We start from the raw sequence: 16,893 nt of genomic DNA, 5'->3' as shown, positions 1-16,893 counted from the left end.
GGAAATCACGTCTGTGCGGACGCGCTCCCGACGAAGCATTCAGGGTCGAATTCCCCGCCGAACCACGGCGAGAGCCCCGCCCTGGCGTGTTCGAGGAACTTGCCGGCGTCGGTGTCCCCGATCCCCGCCGGCAGCGCGCCCAGCAGCGGCGCACCGGCCGCGACCGGCAGGTCTTCGAGGTTCGACACCGCGGCCAGGTCCGGATCGGCGTGCCAGGCGCCGATGAGCACCCCGCCCACGTTCAGCCCGCGCCTGGTGGCGACCTCCGCCGTCAACGCCGTCGCGTTGAGCGTGCCGAGGCCCGCTTCGGCGACGATGAGCACGAGCGCGCCCAGCGACCACGCGACGTCGGCGAGCGTGCTGCCCTGCGGGTCGAACCGCACCAGCAGCCCGCCCGCGCCTTCGACGAGCACCAGGTCGTGGTTCTCGTCGAGGGCGCTCGCCGCCTGCGCGATCTCGCCGGGCAAAACCGGCGGGATACCGCTGCGCCGCGCGGCCGCTTCCGGGGACAGCGGGTCGGGATATCGCCGCAGCTCCCGGACGGTGACGTCCCCGGCCAGCCGCCGGACTTCTTCGAGGTCACCGGGCTCTTCGGGGGACACGCCGGTCTGCGCCGGTTTCAGTACGGCGACCCGCTGGCCACGATCACGAGCCAGCGCCGCTATCGCCGCGACGGTCACCGTCTTGCCGACGCCGGTACCAGTGCCGGTCACCACCAGAATGCTCACGTGCAATTACGCTAGCAGCGACGCGGAGCGTCTCCGTTGAGGGTGGTGGTGGGAGACGGGTGGGCCTAGGCCTCGGTCAGCGTTCGGTCGCGACGGGCTGCTCCACGCCGACACCGACGAAGGACTCCGCTACCGGGTCGAACAGGTAGACCTGCGCGGCGCCGACGTCGAAGTACATCCCGGTGATGTGCAGGTCGCCGCGTGCTTCGGCCTCGGCGACCGCCCGGTACCCGCGCAGGTGCTCGAGCTGCTGGAGCACGTTGTGCAGGGCGAGCCGGTCGTGCCCGACCAGCGCGGGGCCTTCGAGCAGGACGGAATCGGAGGTCTCGAAGCGCCGGACACTGGGCTCGGCGTGGCGCAGCCAGTTGTTCAGCGACGGCATGCCCTCGGGCGGTCCCGACTTCAGCGCCTTCATCGCGCCGCAGTTGGAATGCCCGCACACCACCACTTCCCGCACGCCGAGCACGCCGACGGCGAACTCGATGGCCGCGCCGACGGAGTCGTCCGCGCGGGCGTCCGGGCCGTGCGGGGCGGGCACGAGGTTGCCGATGTTGCGCACCGCGAAGAGGTCTCCCGGGCCGCTGGTGGTGATCAGGTTCGGCACGATCCGAGCGTCGCCGCAGGTGATGAACAGCGTGTGCGGGTCCTGGCCATCAGCGAGCCGGGACAGCGTCGACTGCACGAGCGGGGCCGTCCGGCGCTGGAACTCGCTCGCGCCGCGGTGCAGCGCGCCCGTCCGCTGGCCGGGCAGGCGGACGTCCTTGGCCTGCCATTCCGACCACGGCGCCAGCCAGCGCGGCACCGCCCGCAGCCCCGGCCCGCGGCTCACCGTCGGCGCTTCGGACTTCCCACGCGCGAACCACGGATGCCCGACCTCGTCGACGACGACCGTGCCACCGGAGCGTTCGTAGGCTTGCTGCCAGTTCGACAGGCTCTCGAACGCGGCGTGATCCAGATAGTCCACGACCATCTCCAGCGTCACCCGTTCCGAGCCCGGGATCGTCGCGAGGACCTTCGACAGCCGTGGCACCGAAAGGAACGTCAGCGCGCCCTCGACCACCACTCGCCAGCCGTCTCCGTCACGCTCGGCGCGGATCCCCGACCAGACCGTGCGCTGCAGCATCATCGCCAGCGACAACGCGATCCCGAGCAGGACGCCGGTGAGCAGGTCGAGCAGCACGACCCCGGCCAGTGTCACCAGGTAGAGCGCCAGGTCACCGTGCTTGAACACCTGGCGGATGTGGTCGAGGTTCACCAGTTTCGCGCCGACGTAGACGAGCAGCCCGGCGAGCGCGGCGAGCGGGATGTTCTGGATCACCCCGGCGAGCAGTACGACGAACAGCAGGACCCAGACGGCGTGCAGGATCGCCGACGCCCTCGTCTTCGCCCCGGCGGTGACGTTGGTCGAGCCGCGCACGATGACGCCGGTGACGGGCAGCCCGCCGAGCGCGCCGGACGCCATGTTGGCCGCGCCCTGGCCGATGAGCTCGCGGTTCAGGTCGGTCCGCGCCCCGGTGTGCAGCTTGTCGATCGCGACGGCGGACAGCAGGCTCTCGACGCTGGCGATCAGCGCGATGGTCACCACCGCGACGGCGAAGGCGAACCAGCCGCCCGACGGCAGCCGCGGCATGAAGGTGGCCTGGAGCAGGTCGCCCGGCAACTCAACCCGGTCGAGATTCAGCCCGAAGATCAGCGACAACCCGGTGGCGACGGTGATCGCCGCCAGCGGACCGGGCACCTTGCGCACGGCCGCGGGCAGCCGCGGCCACAGCACCAGGACGGCCAGTGTCAGCAAGCCGATCAGCAGGGCTTCGTCGTGGTGCCCGACGATCTGGCCCGGCAGCGCGACGATGTTCGCGATCGCCGAGCTCTGGGCCGAGCCGCCGAGCAGGACGTGCAGCTGGCTCAGCACGATCGTCACGCCGATCCCGGCGAGCATGCCGTGCACGATCGCCGGGGAGATCGCCAGCGCGCCACGGGCTATCCGGCTCAGCCCGAGCAGGATCTGCAGCGCGCCGGCGGCGACGGTGATGGCACAGGTGACCGCCCACCCGAAGGTGGTGATCGTTTCGGCCATCACCACGGTCAGCCCGGCCGCGGGGCCGCTGACTTGGAGGGCCGAGCCGCCGAGCGCGCCGGCGACCACACCGCCGACGATCGCGGCGATCAACCCGGCGACGATGGGGGCCCCCGAAGCGAGCGCGATGCCCAGGGAAAGCGGGACGGCGACGAGGAACACCACCAAGGAGGCGGGCACGTCGTGGCGCAGGACGGTGGAGAGTTTCATGATCACCAGGTTCCCGGTAAGTACGTGAAATGTCCGCTATGCCAGAAGCTCTTAGCTTCGGTTAACCTGCCGTTGACGCGCCGACCAGCGATAGCCCCGAAAAGCACGCAACCGCCACTCGAAATGATCACACTTTCGAGTGAATCCCATTGGCGGACAAGAAACATTGCTTCGCATACTCGAACAGGGAAACCCGCGCCGCACCGACGTCGAAGTACATCCCGGTGAGACGTAACTCTCCCTTGGCCTCCGCGTCGGCGACCACCCGGTACTCCCGAAGATGATCCAGCTGCTGGACAATGTTGTGCAGCGCGAGCTGATCCGCTTCGGTCTCCGGCCGCCGACCGTCCACTAAGAACGGACGCCCGACGGCCCGACGGCGCAGGCTCGGCGCGGCGTGCCGCAGCCAGCTCGTCAGGTTCGGCAGCAAGGCGGGCCCGTCGCCCAGCATCGCCTTCATCGCGCCACAGGCGGAGTGGCCGCAGACGACGATTTCGCGTACCCGCAACACTTCCACCGCGTATTCGATCGCGGCCCCGACCGACGAATCCGGTTCCGCCCCGGCGGTTTCCGTTGAGGGCACCAGGTTTCCGATGTTGCGGACGGTGAAGAGATCTCCGGGCCCGCTGGTGGTGATCAGGCTCGGCACGATCCGCGCGTCGGCGCACGTGATGAACAGCGCGTGGGGCTCCTGCCCGTGCGCGAGCTTGCTCAGCGTCCGGCGCATCAGCGGTGCCGCCCGTCGCTGGAATTCCGAGGTCCCCCGGCACATCGCCGTCGTCGCCGGGCCGGAGCGTTGCGGCGGCACGTCGGCGTGGTCGGCCTGCCACTCCGACCAGGGCGCGAGCCAGCGCGGGACGACCTTCCCGACCAGGCTCCGGCGGACGGTCGGCGAGCCCGAACGGCCGTGCGCGAACCACGGATGGCCGATCTCGTCGACGATCACCTTGCCGCCGGAACGGGTGTAGGCGTTCTGCCAGCTGAAAAGACTGTCGAAGGCGGCGTGGTCGAGGTAGTCCACGAGCAGTTCGAGGGTGACCTCGCCGCCCTCGGGGATTTCGCCAAGGACCCGCGCGAGCCGGGGCACGGACAGGAAGGTCAGCGCGCCTTCGATGACGACCCTCGAACCCGTGTGGCTGAGTTCGACGTGGATTCCGGACCACACCATGCGGCGCAGCATGATCATCAGCGACACGACGACGCCGAGCGCCATCCCCGTCAGCAGGTCGACGGCCACGGTTCCGACGAGCGTCACGACGTAGACCGGCAGATCACCGTGCCGCCGGACTTCCTTGAGATGGTCGAGGTTCACCAGCTTGGCGCCGACGAAGACGAGCAGCCCGGCGAGCGCGGCCAGCGGGATGTCCCGCAGAAACCCCGCCAAGGCCAAAGTGAACAGGAGAATCCAGCCGCTGTGGAGGATCGCGGACATCCTCGTCCGCGCACCCGCTTCGGCGTTGGCGAGGCTGCGGACGACCACCCCGGTGACGGCGAACCCGCCGAGCGAACCGGAGGCCATGTTGGCCAGGCCTTGGCCGACGAGCTCGCGGTTGAGATCGGCGCGCGGGCCGTCGCGCAGGCGGTCCACCGCGACCGCGGAGAGCAGGCTTTCGACGCTCGCGATCAGGGCGATGGTCACCGCGATGACCGCGGCCTGGACCCAGCCACTGTCGGGTAGCCGCGGGGTGAACCTGATGGCGGTGAGATCAGCGGGGAGTTCGACGCGCGGCAGCGTCATTCCGGTGTGGACGGCCAGAATCGTCACGAGCACGATCGCGGCCAGTGGCCCGGGAACGCGGCGCACCAGCGGTGGCAGGCGCGGCCAGACCAGGAGAATGGCGATCGTCAGCACGCCGATCACCACGGCTTCGTCGTGGTGGCCGAGGATCTGGCTCGGCAGGGCGAGGACGTTGTCGACGGCGGAGCTGTGCGCGGTGCCGCCCAGCACCACGTGGAGCTGTCCCACCACGATCGTCACGCCGATCCCGGCGAGGAGCCCGCGCACGATCGCGGGCGAGACGCCCAGCGCGGCCCTGGCGATACGGCTGAGCCCGAACACGACCTGCACCGCACCCGCCGCGACGATGATCGCGCAGGTGACGGGCCAGCCGAAGGTGGTGATGGTCTCGGCGAGCACCACCGTCAGCCCGGCGGACGGCCCGCTGACCTGCAGCGCCGAACCGCCGAACACGGTCGCGACCACGCCGCCGACGACGGCCGAGGTCAGGCCCGCGACCATCGGGGCGCCGGCGGCGAGCGCTATCGCCAGCGAAAGCGGCACCGCGACGAGGAACACCACGATCGACGCGGGGACGTCGCGCCGGAGGTTCTCGCGTGCGGTGTCCCACCGGCTTTCGCCTGGGGGTCCGGTGGTCCGTTCGTCGCCTGCTGTCTTGATCATGGGGGTAGGAAACCGAACAAAACCGCAAAAGTCCGCTATGCAAACGAATCTCACGTTCTCTTGCGAAAAGAGGAACAAGGAACCCCTGGGACCAACCAGACATAAGGGGCATCGGCCGGCTCGGCAGCACTCGCCCGTTCGCGTCCAATAGGACTACGACCAACTACAGATGGTACGCACTGATGCACATTAAGTAGCGAGTGTTCGCAGTCACACTCTTTGTGGTGAATTCCGCCAGATCAAGCCTTGTGGGCCGCCGCGACCATCGCCTGGGTGATGGCCCGCACGTCGGCGTCCTCGCTGACGTACGGCGGCATCGTGTAGATCAGGTCCCGGAACGGGCGCAGCCACACGCCGTGTTCGGTCACCACTTGCGTGGCCGCCGCCATGTCCACCGGATGGTCGAGCTGGAGCACACCGATCGCACCGAGTACGCGGACGTCGACGACCGAGGAGAGCGATCGCGCGTCCTCCAGCCCTTCGGCCAGCCCGGCCTCGATGCGCCGGACGTCGGCCGCCCAGTCGCCGTCCCGCAGCAAACCGAGCGAGGCGTTGGCCACCGCCGACGCCAGCGGATTGCCCATGAAGGTCGGCCCGTGCGCGAGCACCGGCATTTCGCCGCGCGAAATACCCTCGGCGATCTCCGAGGTACACAACGCGGCGGCCATCGTGAGATAGCCGCCGGTGAGCGCCTTGCCGACACACATCACGTCCGGCGAAACGCCCGCGTGCTCGGCGGCGAACATCCGGCCCGTCCGGCCGAACCCGGTCGCGATCTCGTCGAAGATCAGCAGCACCCCGTGCGCTTCGGTGAGCTCACGCAACGCGCGCAGGTAACCGGGATCGTGGAACCGCATCCCGCCCGCGCCCTGGACTACCGGCTCGACGATCACCGCCGCGAGCTCATCCGCGTGCGCCTCGATGGCCGCGGCTAGAACGTCCACATAGGACTGATCGACTCCGGCGCCGAAGCCCGCGGGCGGCTCGGGCACGAACACCTGCTCGGTCAACGTCCCGCGCCACAACGAATGCATTCCGCCATCGGGGTCACAGACGCTCATCGGCTGGAACGTGTCACCGTGATAGCCGCCGCGCCAGGTCAGCAGCTTCCGCTTTCCCTTGCGCCCCAACGACTGCCAATACTGCAGGCACATCTTGATGGCGACCTCCACCGACACCGACCCGGAGTCGCACAGGAAAACGTGCCGCAGCGGTTCAGGCGTCAGCTCCACCAACGTCCGCGCGAGCGTGATCGCCGGTTCGTGCGTCAGGCCGCCGAACATCACGTGGCTCATCCGGGACGCCTGGTCCGCCAGCGCCGCGTCGAGCACCGGGTTCCGGTACCCGTGGATCGCGGCCCACCACGACGACATGCCGTCGACGAGCTCGCGGCCGTCGGCCAGCTTCAGCCGCACCCCGCTCGCCTCGGTCACCAGTAACGGCTCGACCCGGCCGGGCATCGGCGCGTACGGATGCCAGACGTGTTCGGCGTCGGCCGCCAGTAACTCCTCCGGACTCATAGCCGCACCCTACGACGTGCCACCCACCCAGCCGCGCCCGTCCCGGCTCAGTTGCAAGGTCGCCATCTGTCGACAGATGGCGACCTCTTGCGCGCGAGACATCGCGCGCGGACGCGGGTCAGCGGAAGCGGACGGGGAGGGTTTCGAGGCCGTGGACGAGGGTGCTTTCGCGCCACCGGAGTTCCCCGGGGTCACCCACCAGTGTCAGGTCGTCGAAGCGCGCGAGCAGGCGGCCGATGGCGATCTCTGCTTCCAGCCGGGCCAGCGGAGCGCCGACGCAGTAGTGGATGCCATGCCCGAAGGCGAGGTGACCGCCCGTGGCACGCGTGATGTCGAGGTCTTCGGGCTCTGGGAAGCGCTCGCCGTCGCGATTCGCGCCCAGCAACGAGATGACGACGAACCCGCCCTCGGGGATTTCGACGTCACCGACCTTGACCGGTTCGAGGGCGAACCGCAGCGTCGCGAGGTTGATCGGGCCGTCGTAGCGCAGGATCTCTTCGACGGCGTTCGGCAGCAGCTCGGGATCGCTCCGCAGCTTGGCCAGCTGGTCAGGATGCCGGAGCAGCGCGAGCACCCCGTTGCCGATCAGGTTCACCGTGGTTTCGTGCCCGGCGACCAGCAGCAGGAACGCCATCGCCACCAGCTCACCAGGGGACAGCTGATCGCCGTTCTCGGAAACGTGCGCCAGGTCCGAAAGCAGGTCTTCGGTGGAGGATTCCCGTTTCGCCTCGATGAGCGAGGTGAGATAGCCGTTCATCAGGAACCCGGCCTGCTGGATCTCACCGGCGGCCGCGGCCGACAGAATCGTGTTGGACCAGCCCGAGAACGCCTTGCGATCGGCCTCCGGCACACCGAGCAGTTCGCAGATCACCGTGATCGGTAACGGCGAAGCCAGCTTCTCCATCACGTCGGCCGAGTCCGCCCCGGCCATCGTGTCGAGGAGGTCGTCGGTGATCTGTTCGATCCGCGGCCGCAGCCTCGACACCGTCCGCGCGGTGAACGCCTTGTTCACCAGCTTGCGCAACCGCGTGTGGTCCGGCGGATCGCTGTTCAGCATGTGGCGGGCGAGTGCGGGGGTTTCCGCGCTGGTCACGCCGGCCTGGCGGGCGAACAGCTCGTGCGCCTTCCCGCTGTCCTTGCTCAGCCTCGGATCGGCCAGCAACGCGCGTGCGTCGGCGTATCCCGTCACCAGCCACGCCTTCAGCCCGCGCGGCATGGTCACCGGCCGCGCCGGTCCTTCGGACCTGAGCAGCTCCGCCACCGCGTGCGGACTCTGGAAAAACTCCTCGCCTAATTTCACTCGCGTCCCTCAGCGTTCGTCGAGCGCGGTGACCAAGCGTTCGGCCACGTCCTTCCAATACGTTCGCTGCAGCTCGCGCTCTTCGGCGCCGTTCAGCCATTCCTGGTGGAATCGCAGGGTGGTCTTCGACGCGGAGCCGGAGACGGCGACCTGCAGTGTCGAGTCGTGCTCCCAGTCCTTCGGCCGCCACGTCAGGCGGACCCTGTCCGCCTCGTGGAAGCTCCGGATCTCCCCCGCGGTGCCGTTCGCCGTCTCGTAGGTGGCGCCCTTCTTGCGCGGCAGCTCCGGGCATTTGCCGAGCCAGATCTCGACGCCTTCCTTGCTGACGAGGAACTCCCAGACGTCCGCGACGGGATACGCCACCGTCTTGGAAACGCCTATCTGCCAACCGGCATCCGCGGTACGCCCCACTTCGCTCATATATCCATCATCTCATCGGGTACCGACAGTTTCCCGGGTCGGCCCCAAGTGCAGGATCGTCAATGTGCGCTACCGCCCCGTTTCCTTCGCTCTTTTGGCCCAAGAACTGACCCAGCGCGTTCTGGAGGTCACGGACCGTCCGTGGACGACCGTGCTCGTGGACGGTGCCGCCGGTGCGACCAACACCACAGAGCTCGCGGACTCCCTGGTAGAGCCGCTGCGGGTGCACGGCCGCGACACCGTGCGCGTTTCCGCGGTGGATTTCCTGCGGCCGGCGTCGCTGCGTTTCGAGCACGGCAAACAGGATCCCGACGCCCGCTACACCGATTGGCTCGACGTCGGCGCGCTGCGGCGTGAGGTGCTGGATCCGCTGGTCAGCGAGGGCAGCGGCGAGATCCTGCCCTCGTTGTGGGACGCCGCACGCGATCGCGCGACCCGCGCGGAACGGGTCCCGCTCGCGCCGGGCGGAGTCCTGCTGCTGGACGGGGAAATGCTGCTGGGACGCGGCTTGGACGTCGACGTCAGCGTGCATCTGTGGCTTTCGCCGAACGCGCTGCGCCGCCGGCTACCCGAGGAAGACCAGTGGGCTATCCCGGCGTACGAACGGTATGAAGACGAGGCCACACCGGCGAAAACGGCCGACGTCGTCGTGCGCGTGGACGACCCGAACCATCCCGCGCAGCGCTACGACTAAGGATCACCCTGCTCCATCGCCACCGCGTCGAAGACCCCGACCTCGTCACCGAACTGGACGGCTGGCGCGAAATCCGCGCTAGGGCAAGCGGCGTGCTTCGATGGCCTGAATCGCTTCCCACGCCCGATCGGTCGCCACGATCCATTCCTCGGGTTCGTCGCTACGACTGTCGCTGAGGATCAGCAATCGCACCGCGGGGCCGTCGGTGGCGTGGGCCTCGTAACCGAGCCCGACATGGGTCTTCTCCTGCTCGCGGAGCTCGATCATCTCGAGCTCCCGGATCCCGGTGAAATCGACCCGGTCGTCGTGGTTGTCGTCCAGCTGACGGCGGACACGCCGCCGGATTCGCACCTGGACCTCGTCCTGGCCGACCAGGAACCAGCCGTCGTCCTCACCGCGCAGGGGAAACGACAGTTCGACCTCGGACTCGACCATCGCGGCGGCAGGCAACTCGATCACCTTCGTGGCCGCCCGGGTCACCACCACCCACGGGACTATCCCGCACACCACGAACACCGCCGCCCCGAGGCCGAACGCCACGCCCACCGGCATGTCGTGGACCACGAACACCGTCGCGGCCGCCAGCCCGGTCAGCGCGCCGAAGAAGAAGACGCTGACAGCGACGATCTTCGGCCACCAGCTCGGTGAATTCCGTTTCGCGTAACCGAACGTCAGGAAACCGAGGGAGACGGCCACCCAGAGCACCACGCCCCAGGCCGTGCCCGTCTCGATCTCGCCGGACGGGGTGTTCAGCACCAGGGACAGCGACAACCCCAGCGCGACCACGGGCCCCGGCACGTAGGCGATGAGGAACAGTCTTCGCCCGGCGGACAGCTCACGGTTCGTCATCAGCGCACGGCCGCGATCGGCCCACCGGACAGCAGCCCCGAAAGCCGTTCCGCCATCACGTCCCAGCGCCAGTTCTCGGTGACCCATTCGCGTCCGGCCTGGCCCATCCGCTGGGCGCGGACCGGGTCCAGCAGCAGCGAGGCGAGGGTTTCCCGCAGCTGGCCGACATCACGGCCGTCCACGACATGCCCGGTGACCTCGTCGAGCACGGCTTCCGGCGCCCCGCCCGAGTTCCCCGCCACAACGGGCAGCCCCGCCGCCGACGCCTCCAGATAGACGATCCCGAGCGCTTCGACGTCGAGGCCCTTGCCCCTGGTCCGCGCCGGCATCGCGAAGACGTCCCCGGCGTTGTAGTGCGCGGGGAGTTCCTGCCACGGCACGGAACCGGTGATCACGACGTTGTCGCCGACGCCGAGTTCGTCGACCATCCCGGTCAGGTGCTTGCGGTACGGGCCGCCGCCGACGAGCAGCAGCACCACGTCCGGCACCTGCTCGCGCAGCTCGGGCAGCGCCCGGATCAGCATGTCCTGGCCCTTGCGCGGCACCAGGCGGGAAACGCACACCACCGTCGGCCGGTCACCGAGGCCGTGCCGCGCGCGGATCTCCTCGCGGGCTCCAGGATCGGGCCGGAACAGCTCGGTGTCGACGCCGGACGGCAGCATCTCCAGGCCGGCCATCGGGCCGAAGGCCGCGGCGAACCGGGTGCGGGTGTACTTGCTGACGTAGGTGAGCACGTCGGCCGTGTCGCCGATGCGCCGCAGGGCCTGTCGTGCGCCCGGCAGCATCGACCAGCCGACTTCGTGGCCGTGGGTGGACGCGATGACCCGGCGGGCGCCCACGTCCCGCAGGGAGTGCCCCAGCAGGGCGAGCGGGGCCGCCGCGCCGAACCAGACGGCCTCGCACTCACGCGACCGCATGATCTCCTTCGCGCGGCGGAGCACGTCCGGCGTCGGCAGCATCAGCGAGGTCGGGTGCCGGACCACCTCGAACGGGGCCGCGGCGTCGAACTCGCCGTGCGAACCCGAACTGGCCTCCCACGACGGCGCGTAGACCACCAGATCGTCCGCGGGCAGCCTGGTGGCCAGCGAGTTCAGATAGTTCTGGATGCCGCCGGGCCGTGGCGGGAAGTCGTTGGTCACGAGAAGCGTCCTCAGCACAAGGGAAGGCTACTGGTAACGCACCACCCCCCGTGGTAACGCACCAACGCCCTGGTGCGTTACCACGGCTAGTGGTGCGCACCAGGGCGAGTGAACCCGTCCGCCCGTTAACCGGGGCGGCGGGCTCCGGCGTACTGAGCCTGCAGCGGCGAGATCTTGACGACGTCACCCGAAGTGGGCGCGTGCACCATCTGGCCGTTGCCGAGGTACATGCCGACATGCGAGACCGGCGAGTAGTAGAACACCAGGTCACCCGGCTGCAGCTGGTCCCGGGAGACAGCCTGGCCGAAGGTGGACTGCTCACGGCTGGACCGCGGCAGCGTGATGCCCGCCTTCTTGTAGGCCCACACCATCAGGCCGGAGCAGTCGAAGGTGCCGGGTCCGGTCGCACCCCACACGTAGGAGCTGCCGAGCTTGGCGAGCGCCGCGTCGACCGCGGCCTGCGCCGCCGGCCCGGGAGCCTTGACGTTGGGGATCGAGCCACCCTTGTCGCTCTGCGCCGCCTTGTCGGCCGCGGTGAGCTTCTTGTTGGCCTCTTCGATCTGCTTCATCTGGTCCTGCAGCGACTTCTGGCGAGCCTCGATATCGGCCTTCAGCTTGGCCGCCGCGTCCTTGGCCGCCTGCGTCCGCGCCTGCGCGTCGGCCGCCGTCTTCGAGGCCCGCGAGGCCTGGTCGACGGCGCCGGTCAGGTTGGTCAGCGCGCGGTTGCGATCGGTGGCCAGCACGTCCAGCGCCGACGCGCGGTCGAGGAAGTCCTGTGCCGAACTGCCCGCGAGCAACGCGGAAAGTTTGTTCAGCTGGACGCCGCTGGTGAACGAGGCACCGGCGAACTTGTCGACGTCGACGCGGTAGCGCTCTTCGTTGCCGGTGGCCTTGGTCCCCGCGTCGGTGGCGGCGGCCAGGTCCTGCGTGGCCTTGTCGAACTCGGCCTGCTTGGCGTTGAAGTCGTCCTGGGCCTTGAGGTACTCCTCGTTGATCTTCTCGGCCTGTGCCGCGAGGTCGCGGTACTGGGCGAGCGTGTCCGAGGTTTCGGTCGGGGGAACTTGAGGGGCTGGGGCAGCGGTGGCGGGGGACTGGACGAAACTCACTGCCGCGATAACGGCGGTGGCTGCCAATGCGCCCGAAACAACGCGCTTGATGGGATGCGACTGCACGTCGCGCGTGTCTCCTTTGCTGTCGGCCGCCGACGGGACCAGATCCGGGAAAAGGTCGGGGGCCCTCTTCCCGCCGCGTACCTGAGGCACCCGTTCGGTACGGCCCCGCCGTCAAGCAGAGCTCTACCGCAACTGGATTGGTGGCGCGGTGGTTCCGTTTCAGCTCCCCGACGAAGCTGACTCGGCGACAATCCCGCGTAGCCACCACTTTTTGTGACGGCTTACGGCCACGAGATCTCGGTAAGGTTACGAAACGATGGCCGGTACGTCCACCAGTGGGACGGGCAAAACTGTGGGTAATGCGCCGAAACACCATCGGACCTGGAAGGAAAGATCTGTGTGACTGATGGCACAAGCTGGGAGAAAATCGATTACCGACCGTTCACCTAACTCGAACGACCGCTCGGCGCGCCACCCGAACCGGGTGTTTCACGCGGGCCGCCGACGGGCATTCAACGGCCTCGATTCCGGCCTTTCAGCGCCCGGAACCATCGGCAGCAGCCGGAGCCCCGGCACGAGGCCGCCGGCGATCAACGCGTCTATCGCACGCTGCTCGTCCACGTCCCACTCGGCGACCGGCGGAGCGCCGAACAACACACTGATCACACAGTCGGTGCAGGCGTCACCACGGACTTCACACCGATCACAATCGACGAGGATCGTATCGACGTCGTCGATGTCCATAGCGCCGATGTCCACGGCGTCCGGCCTGAGCTTCATGGCTCGCTCCTCGAGCTCGTTGGCTTCCTCTCACGCACATTAAGTTCGACCACCGACAGTTTTGACCGGCACGGGTCCGATTGGGTATCGGTGCCGCACAACGGCGTCCCGAATGTGTTTCCACAGTGCCGTTCCACAGTGCGGTTCCCCATCGCCGTAAAGGACGGGAGCAAGGGACCTTTACTACCGCCAAACGGCAGTAAAGGTCCCTTGCTCCCGCTTTGCGTGACTCAGACCCGGCCCAGGCGGCTGACCAGCACCGCGGCGGGGGCGGGGTGGGCGCCGTGGCGGCGGACGGAGTCGGCGACGGCGCGGTCCGAGGTGGCGACCACCATCGGGCGGCCGGGCGGCTCGGCGGCGACGAGCGCCCTGATGACGTCGTCGGCGAGGACGCCCCGGTCGGAGAACAGCACCCGCACACCGCGCGGGGTGGCCGCGGGCACGGAGAGCACGCCGGCGCCGTCGAACACGACGGTGACCTCGGCGCCCGTCCTGGCCGCCAACGCCGAAAGCTGGTTGACCAGCCTGTCGCGCTGATCGGCGAGCGCGAGCTCCGGATAGCCGGTCTTGGTGATGTTGTAGCCGTCGACGATGAGATGGACCGTCGGCAGCGAGAGCAGCCTGTCCAGCGCGACGACGTCCTGCACCCGGCCACCTTCGGCCATGCCGACGCTCGCGCCGCGCACGGTGTCCGCGGGCCGCTGCCCGCCGTCGCCCAGCGAAAGCTCGCGACGCAACCCGTTGACCGCGCCGTCGATGGTGCCGATCAGCAACGCCAGCCGCACCTCGTCGGCCTGGCGCGCTTCCTTCGCCGACTGCCGGGCGACTTCTGCGTCCGCGACGGCCCGCTCGGCACGGACCCGCTCACTGGCCGCGCGCTGGCGTTCCCGCTCGAGCTTGACCGTCAACGCCTTCAGCTCGGCCGAGCGTTCGACCTCGCCCCGACCGGCGTCGGTACGGGCCAGCTCGGCCGCGTCCTTGGCCTGGCGCAGCAGCACGCCCTGCTCACGCAACCGGCCACGGAGCTTGTCGAGGTCGGCCTCACGCTCACCACGAACGCTCTCGGCGGCGGCGCGCGCTTCGACGACTTCGGCGCGGAGCCGTTCCAGCTCGGCTTCCAGGCGCTGGTTACGGGCGACCGCGGCATCGCGCTCAGCCCGCAAAGTGGTTTCTTCGGCGTTCTTCGCGACCAGGCGAACGCGGGTCGTGGCGCTCGACTCACCGAGCAGCACCGCCGCGGCCGCCCCGGCGACGGAGTCGGCCGAGTTCGGGTCGAGCGCGTCCGGCCGGTGGTCACGCAGCCATTCGAGCACCGCGGTGCGGAACCGGGAGGACTCCCCGAGCGTGGCTATCAGCGCGCCGGCGCCCAGCTTGGCGCGCTTGGCGGGGGCGAACTTCGCCACCGGCCGCAGCTGCCGCGGGACGTCGACCGTCTGCAGTTTCCCCAGCGCCGCGGCGGCCAGCTCGGCTATCCGGTCACGGACCGGTTCCGGCAGCTCCGCCCAGTCGACGGGTTCGGCCTCGGGCGCCGCTTCCGCCCGCGGGAGTTCACCCGAAGGGCCGGATACGGCGTCCTCGGGCTGGTCCTGCTCGGCGGGCTGCGGGTGCATTGGCACAGCGTAGGCCTCAACGCCGGACCGTGCGCTGGATGGGACGCCTTGCGCACGCCACGGCACCGCGCCTGCCGGAGATTGTCGGTGGTCGCGCCTAGGGTGCCGATCATGGATGCGGGGCGACGGCCGGAGACGCAACTCTCGTTCGATGAACTGGGAACACCGTTGCGGGACACGACATTCGTGGTTTTCGACCTCGAGACGACCGGGACCAGGCACGGAGCGGACGGCATCACCGAGATCGGCGCGGTCAAGGTGCGGGGCGGGCAGGTGCTCGGCGAGTTCGGCACGTTCGTGAACCCGGGGATGCCCATCCCGCCCCAGATCGTGACGCTGACCGGCATCACCACGGCGATGGTCCACGACGCGCCGCGGATCGAGCGGGTGCTGCCGGCGTTCCTGGAGTTCATCGCGGGCACGGTGCTGGTGGCGCACAACTCCGGGTTCGACACGAGTTTCATGCGCGCGGCCTGCCAGGAACACGGGTACCTGTGGCCGCGGCTGGCCGTGGTGTGCACGGTCAAGCTCGCCCGCCGGGTGATTCCCCGGGAGGAGACGCCGAGCTACAAGCTGTCGGCGCTGGCCGCGCTCCTCGGCGCCCGCACGACACCGAACCACCGGGCGCTCGACGACGCCCGCGCGACGGTCGACGTGCTGCATTCGTTGCTCGAACGCGTCGGCGGCGTCGGCGTGCACTCACTCGAAGAGCTGCTCGACTACCTGCCCGAAGTCAGCGACGCCCAGCGCAAGAAACGCGGGATGGCCGCGGATCTGCCGGCCACGGCCGGGGTCTACCTGTTTCGCGGACCGAGCGAGGAAGTGCTCTACGTCGGCACGGCGTCGAACCTGCGCCGCCGCGTCCGGCAGTACTTCACCGGGTCGGAAAGCCGCGGCCGGATCCGGGAAATGGTCGCGCTGGCCGAACGGGTCGACGCGATCGAGTGCGCGCATTCCCTGGAAGCCGAGGTGCGGGAGCTGCGTCTGCTGGCCGCGCACCGACCCGCCTACAACCGGCGTTCGAAGAACACGCAGAAGTCATGGTGGGTCGGGCTCACCGAGGAGGCGTTCCCCCGGCTTTCGGTGGTGCGTATAGCAAAAGACGGGACGCTCGGGCCCTTTCGGTCACAGAGCGCGGCACGCGAAGCGGCCGACACTCTGTCGGGCGCTTCGGGGCTTCGCACGTGTACCCAGCGCATCTCGACGAAGTCCCCGGCGGGCACGCCGTGTGTGCTCGCCGAGATCGGCCGCTGCGGTGCGCCTTGCGACGGCCGTCAGAGCGCCGACGAATACTCCCCCGGTGTCGCCGCGGTCGCCGAGCTGATCGCCGGGCGCGGCGGCGATCCACTACGCGCTGCCGCTCAGCAGCTGGAGCTGCTCGCGGAGGCTGAACACTTCGAGCAGGCGGCGCGCCATCGCGACGAACTCGCCGGGTTGGTGCGGGCGGTGGACAGAGCGCATCGCTTGGCCTCGCTGGCGCGGATTCCGGAGCTGGTGGCCGCGCATCCGGACGGCAACGGGGGCTGGGAGTTCGCCGTGCTGAGGTACGGACGGCTCGCGTCCGCGGGCGTCGCGCGGCGCGGGACGCCGCCGATGCCGGTGGTGGAGGCGCTGGTGGCGTCGGCGGAGACGGTGTTGCCGGAGCCCGGGCCGTTGTTCGGTGCGAACGGTGAGGAAGTGGGCGTCCTGCTGCGGTGGCTGGGCCGGCAGGGGGTACGGCTGGTGCGGAGCTCCATGCCGTGGGCCGAGCCCGCGACGGCCGCGGGTGGCTGGAGCTCGTGGCTGGACCTGGCCTCCACCGCCACCATGCTCGAAACCGTGAACTAGGTCTGTCGCCATCTGTCGACAGCTTTGTGGGGCCCTGGGGGCCATCGTGAGCTGTGGAAAATGGTGGGTGGGGTGCCGGGGTGTGGGGGGATGATGGTGGGTGTCGTCTGGTCGACGTCGTGCCATCTTGACGCGGGTGAGCTCGTACGACAGCTGGACGTGGGGACTTCGGGCGTCGTGACCTGCTTCTACGAGGGCGTGCTACAGAATCCATTCGGTGAGGTCC

General features: G+C 69.2%; 13 protein-coding genes. 2 read left to right on the top strand and 11 right to left on the bottom strand.

The window, feature by feature from the left end; genetic code table 11:
- Positions 1–5: 5 nt before the first annotated feature.
- From bioD to VGP60_RS02740, 6 genes are all read right to left on the bottom strand, one after another.
- Positions 6–728: a dethiobiotin synthase gene (gene bioD / locus VGP60_RS02765; RefSeq protein ID WP_327546222.1), complete on the bottom strand. Its 723-nt coding sequence runs from the start codon at positions 726–728 to the stop codon at positions 6–8.
- 76 nt (positions 729–804) lie between these two features.
- Positions 805–3,015, bottom strand: coding sequence for a bifunctional SulP family inorganic anion transporter/carbonic anhydrase (locus VGP60_RS02760; RefSeq protein WP_327546221.1), 2,211 nt, complete (start codon positions 3,013–3,015; stop codon positions 805–807).
- Between the two features lie 127 nt (positions 3,016–3,142).
- The gene (locus VGP60_RS02755) at positions 3,143–5,416 is read right to left on the bottom strand and encodes a bifunctional SulP family inorganic anion transporter/carbonic anhydrase (protein ID WP_327546220.1); all 2,274 of its coding nucleotides are present in this window, start codon (positions 5,414–5,416) and stop codon (positions 3,143–3,145) included.
- Positions 5,417–5,655: 239 nt separating this feature from the next.
- Positions 5,656–6,936: an adenosylmethionine--8-amino-7-oxononanoate transaminase gene (locus VGP60_RS02750; RefSeq protein ID WP_327546219.1), complete on the bottom strand. Its 1,281-nt coding sequence runs from the start codon at positions 6,934–6,936 to the stop codon at positions 5,656–5,658.
- Positions 6,937–7,054: 118 nt separating this feature from the next.
- The gene (locus VGP60_RS02745) at positions 7,055–8,197 is read right to left on the bottom strand and encodes a cytochrome P450 (protein ID WP_327546218.1); all 1,143 of its coding nucleotides are present in this window, start codon (positions 8,195–8,197) and stop codon (positions 7,055–7,057) included.
- Between the two features lie 48 nt (positions 8,198–8,245).
- Positions 8,246–8,656, bottom strand: coding sequence for an SRPBCC domain-containing protein (locus VGP60_RS02740; RefSeq protein ID WP_327546217.1), 411 nt, complete (start codon positions 8,654–8,656; stop codon positions 8,246–8,248).
- A gap of 64 nt (positions 8,657–8,720) precedes the next feature.
- On the opposite strand from VGP60_RS02740, the gene VGP60_RS02735 reads away from it, so the two are divergent.
- Entirely contained in the window at positions 8,721–9,350 is a 630-nt protein-coding gene (locus VGP60_RS02735; RefSeq protein ID WP_327546216.1) for a uridine kinase, read from the top strand.
- 78 nt (positions 9,351–9,428) lie between these two features.
- On the opposite strand, the gene VGP60_RS02730 is transcribed toward VGP60_RS02735, so the two are convergent.
- The 5 genes from VGP60_RS02730 to VGP60_RS02710 form a co-directional block, all read right to left on the bottom strand.
- Entirely contained in the window at positions 9,429–10,199 is a 771-nt protein-coding gene (locus VGP60_RS02730) for a hypothetical protein (RefSeq protein ID WP_327546215.1), read from the bottom strand.
- Positions 10,199–11,356, bottom strand: a complete 1,158-nt coding sequence (locus VGP60_RS02725) for a glycosyltransferase family 4 protein (protein ID WP_327546214.1) — start codon at positions 11,354–11,356, stop codon at positions 10,199–10,201. Before VGP60_RS02725 ends, VGP60_RS02730 begins: the two co-directional genes overlap by 1 nt.
- 107 nt (positions 11,357–11,463) lie before the next feature.
- Positions 11,464–12,510, bottom strand: coding sequence for a C40 family peptidase (locus tag VGP60_RS02720; RefSeq protein WP_327546213.1), 1,047 nt, complete (start codon positions 12,508–12,510; stop codon positions 11,464–11,466).
- 429 nt (positions 12,511–12,939) lie between these two features.
- Positions 12,940–13,230, bottom strand: a complete 291-nt coding sequence (locus VGP60_RS02715) for a hypothetical protein (protein WP_327546212.1) — start codon at positions 13,228–13,230, stop codon at positions 12,940–12,942.
- Between the two features lie 230 nt (positions 13,231–13,460).
- On the bottom strand, positions 13,461–14,840 hold the full coding sequence (locus tag VGP60_RS02710; protein WP_327546211.1) for an NYN domain-containing protein: 1,380 nt from the start codon (positions 14,838–14,840) through the stop codon (positions 13,461–13,463).
- Between the two features lie 111 nt (positions 14,841–14,951).
- Between VGP60_RS02710 and VGP60_RS02705 the strand changes: the two genes are divergently transcribed.
- Positions 14,952–16,667, top strand: coding sequence for a DEDD exonuclease domain-containing protein (locus tag VGP60_RS02705; protein WP_327546210.1), 1,716 nt, complete (start codon positions 14,952–14,954; stop codon positions 16,665–16,667).
- Positions 16,668–16,893 lie beyond the last annotated feature (226 nt).

It is taken from the genome of Amycolatopsis sp., from assembly GCF_036008905.1.
Taxonomy (GTDB): Bacteria; Actinomycetota; Actinomycetes; order Mycobacteriales; family Pseudonocardiaceae; genus Amycolatopsis.
The sequence above is the reverse complement of the archived record's forward strand: the minus strand, read 5'-3'. Positions and strand labels throughout refer to the sequence as shown.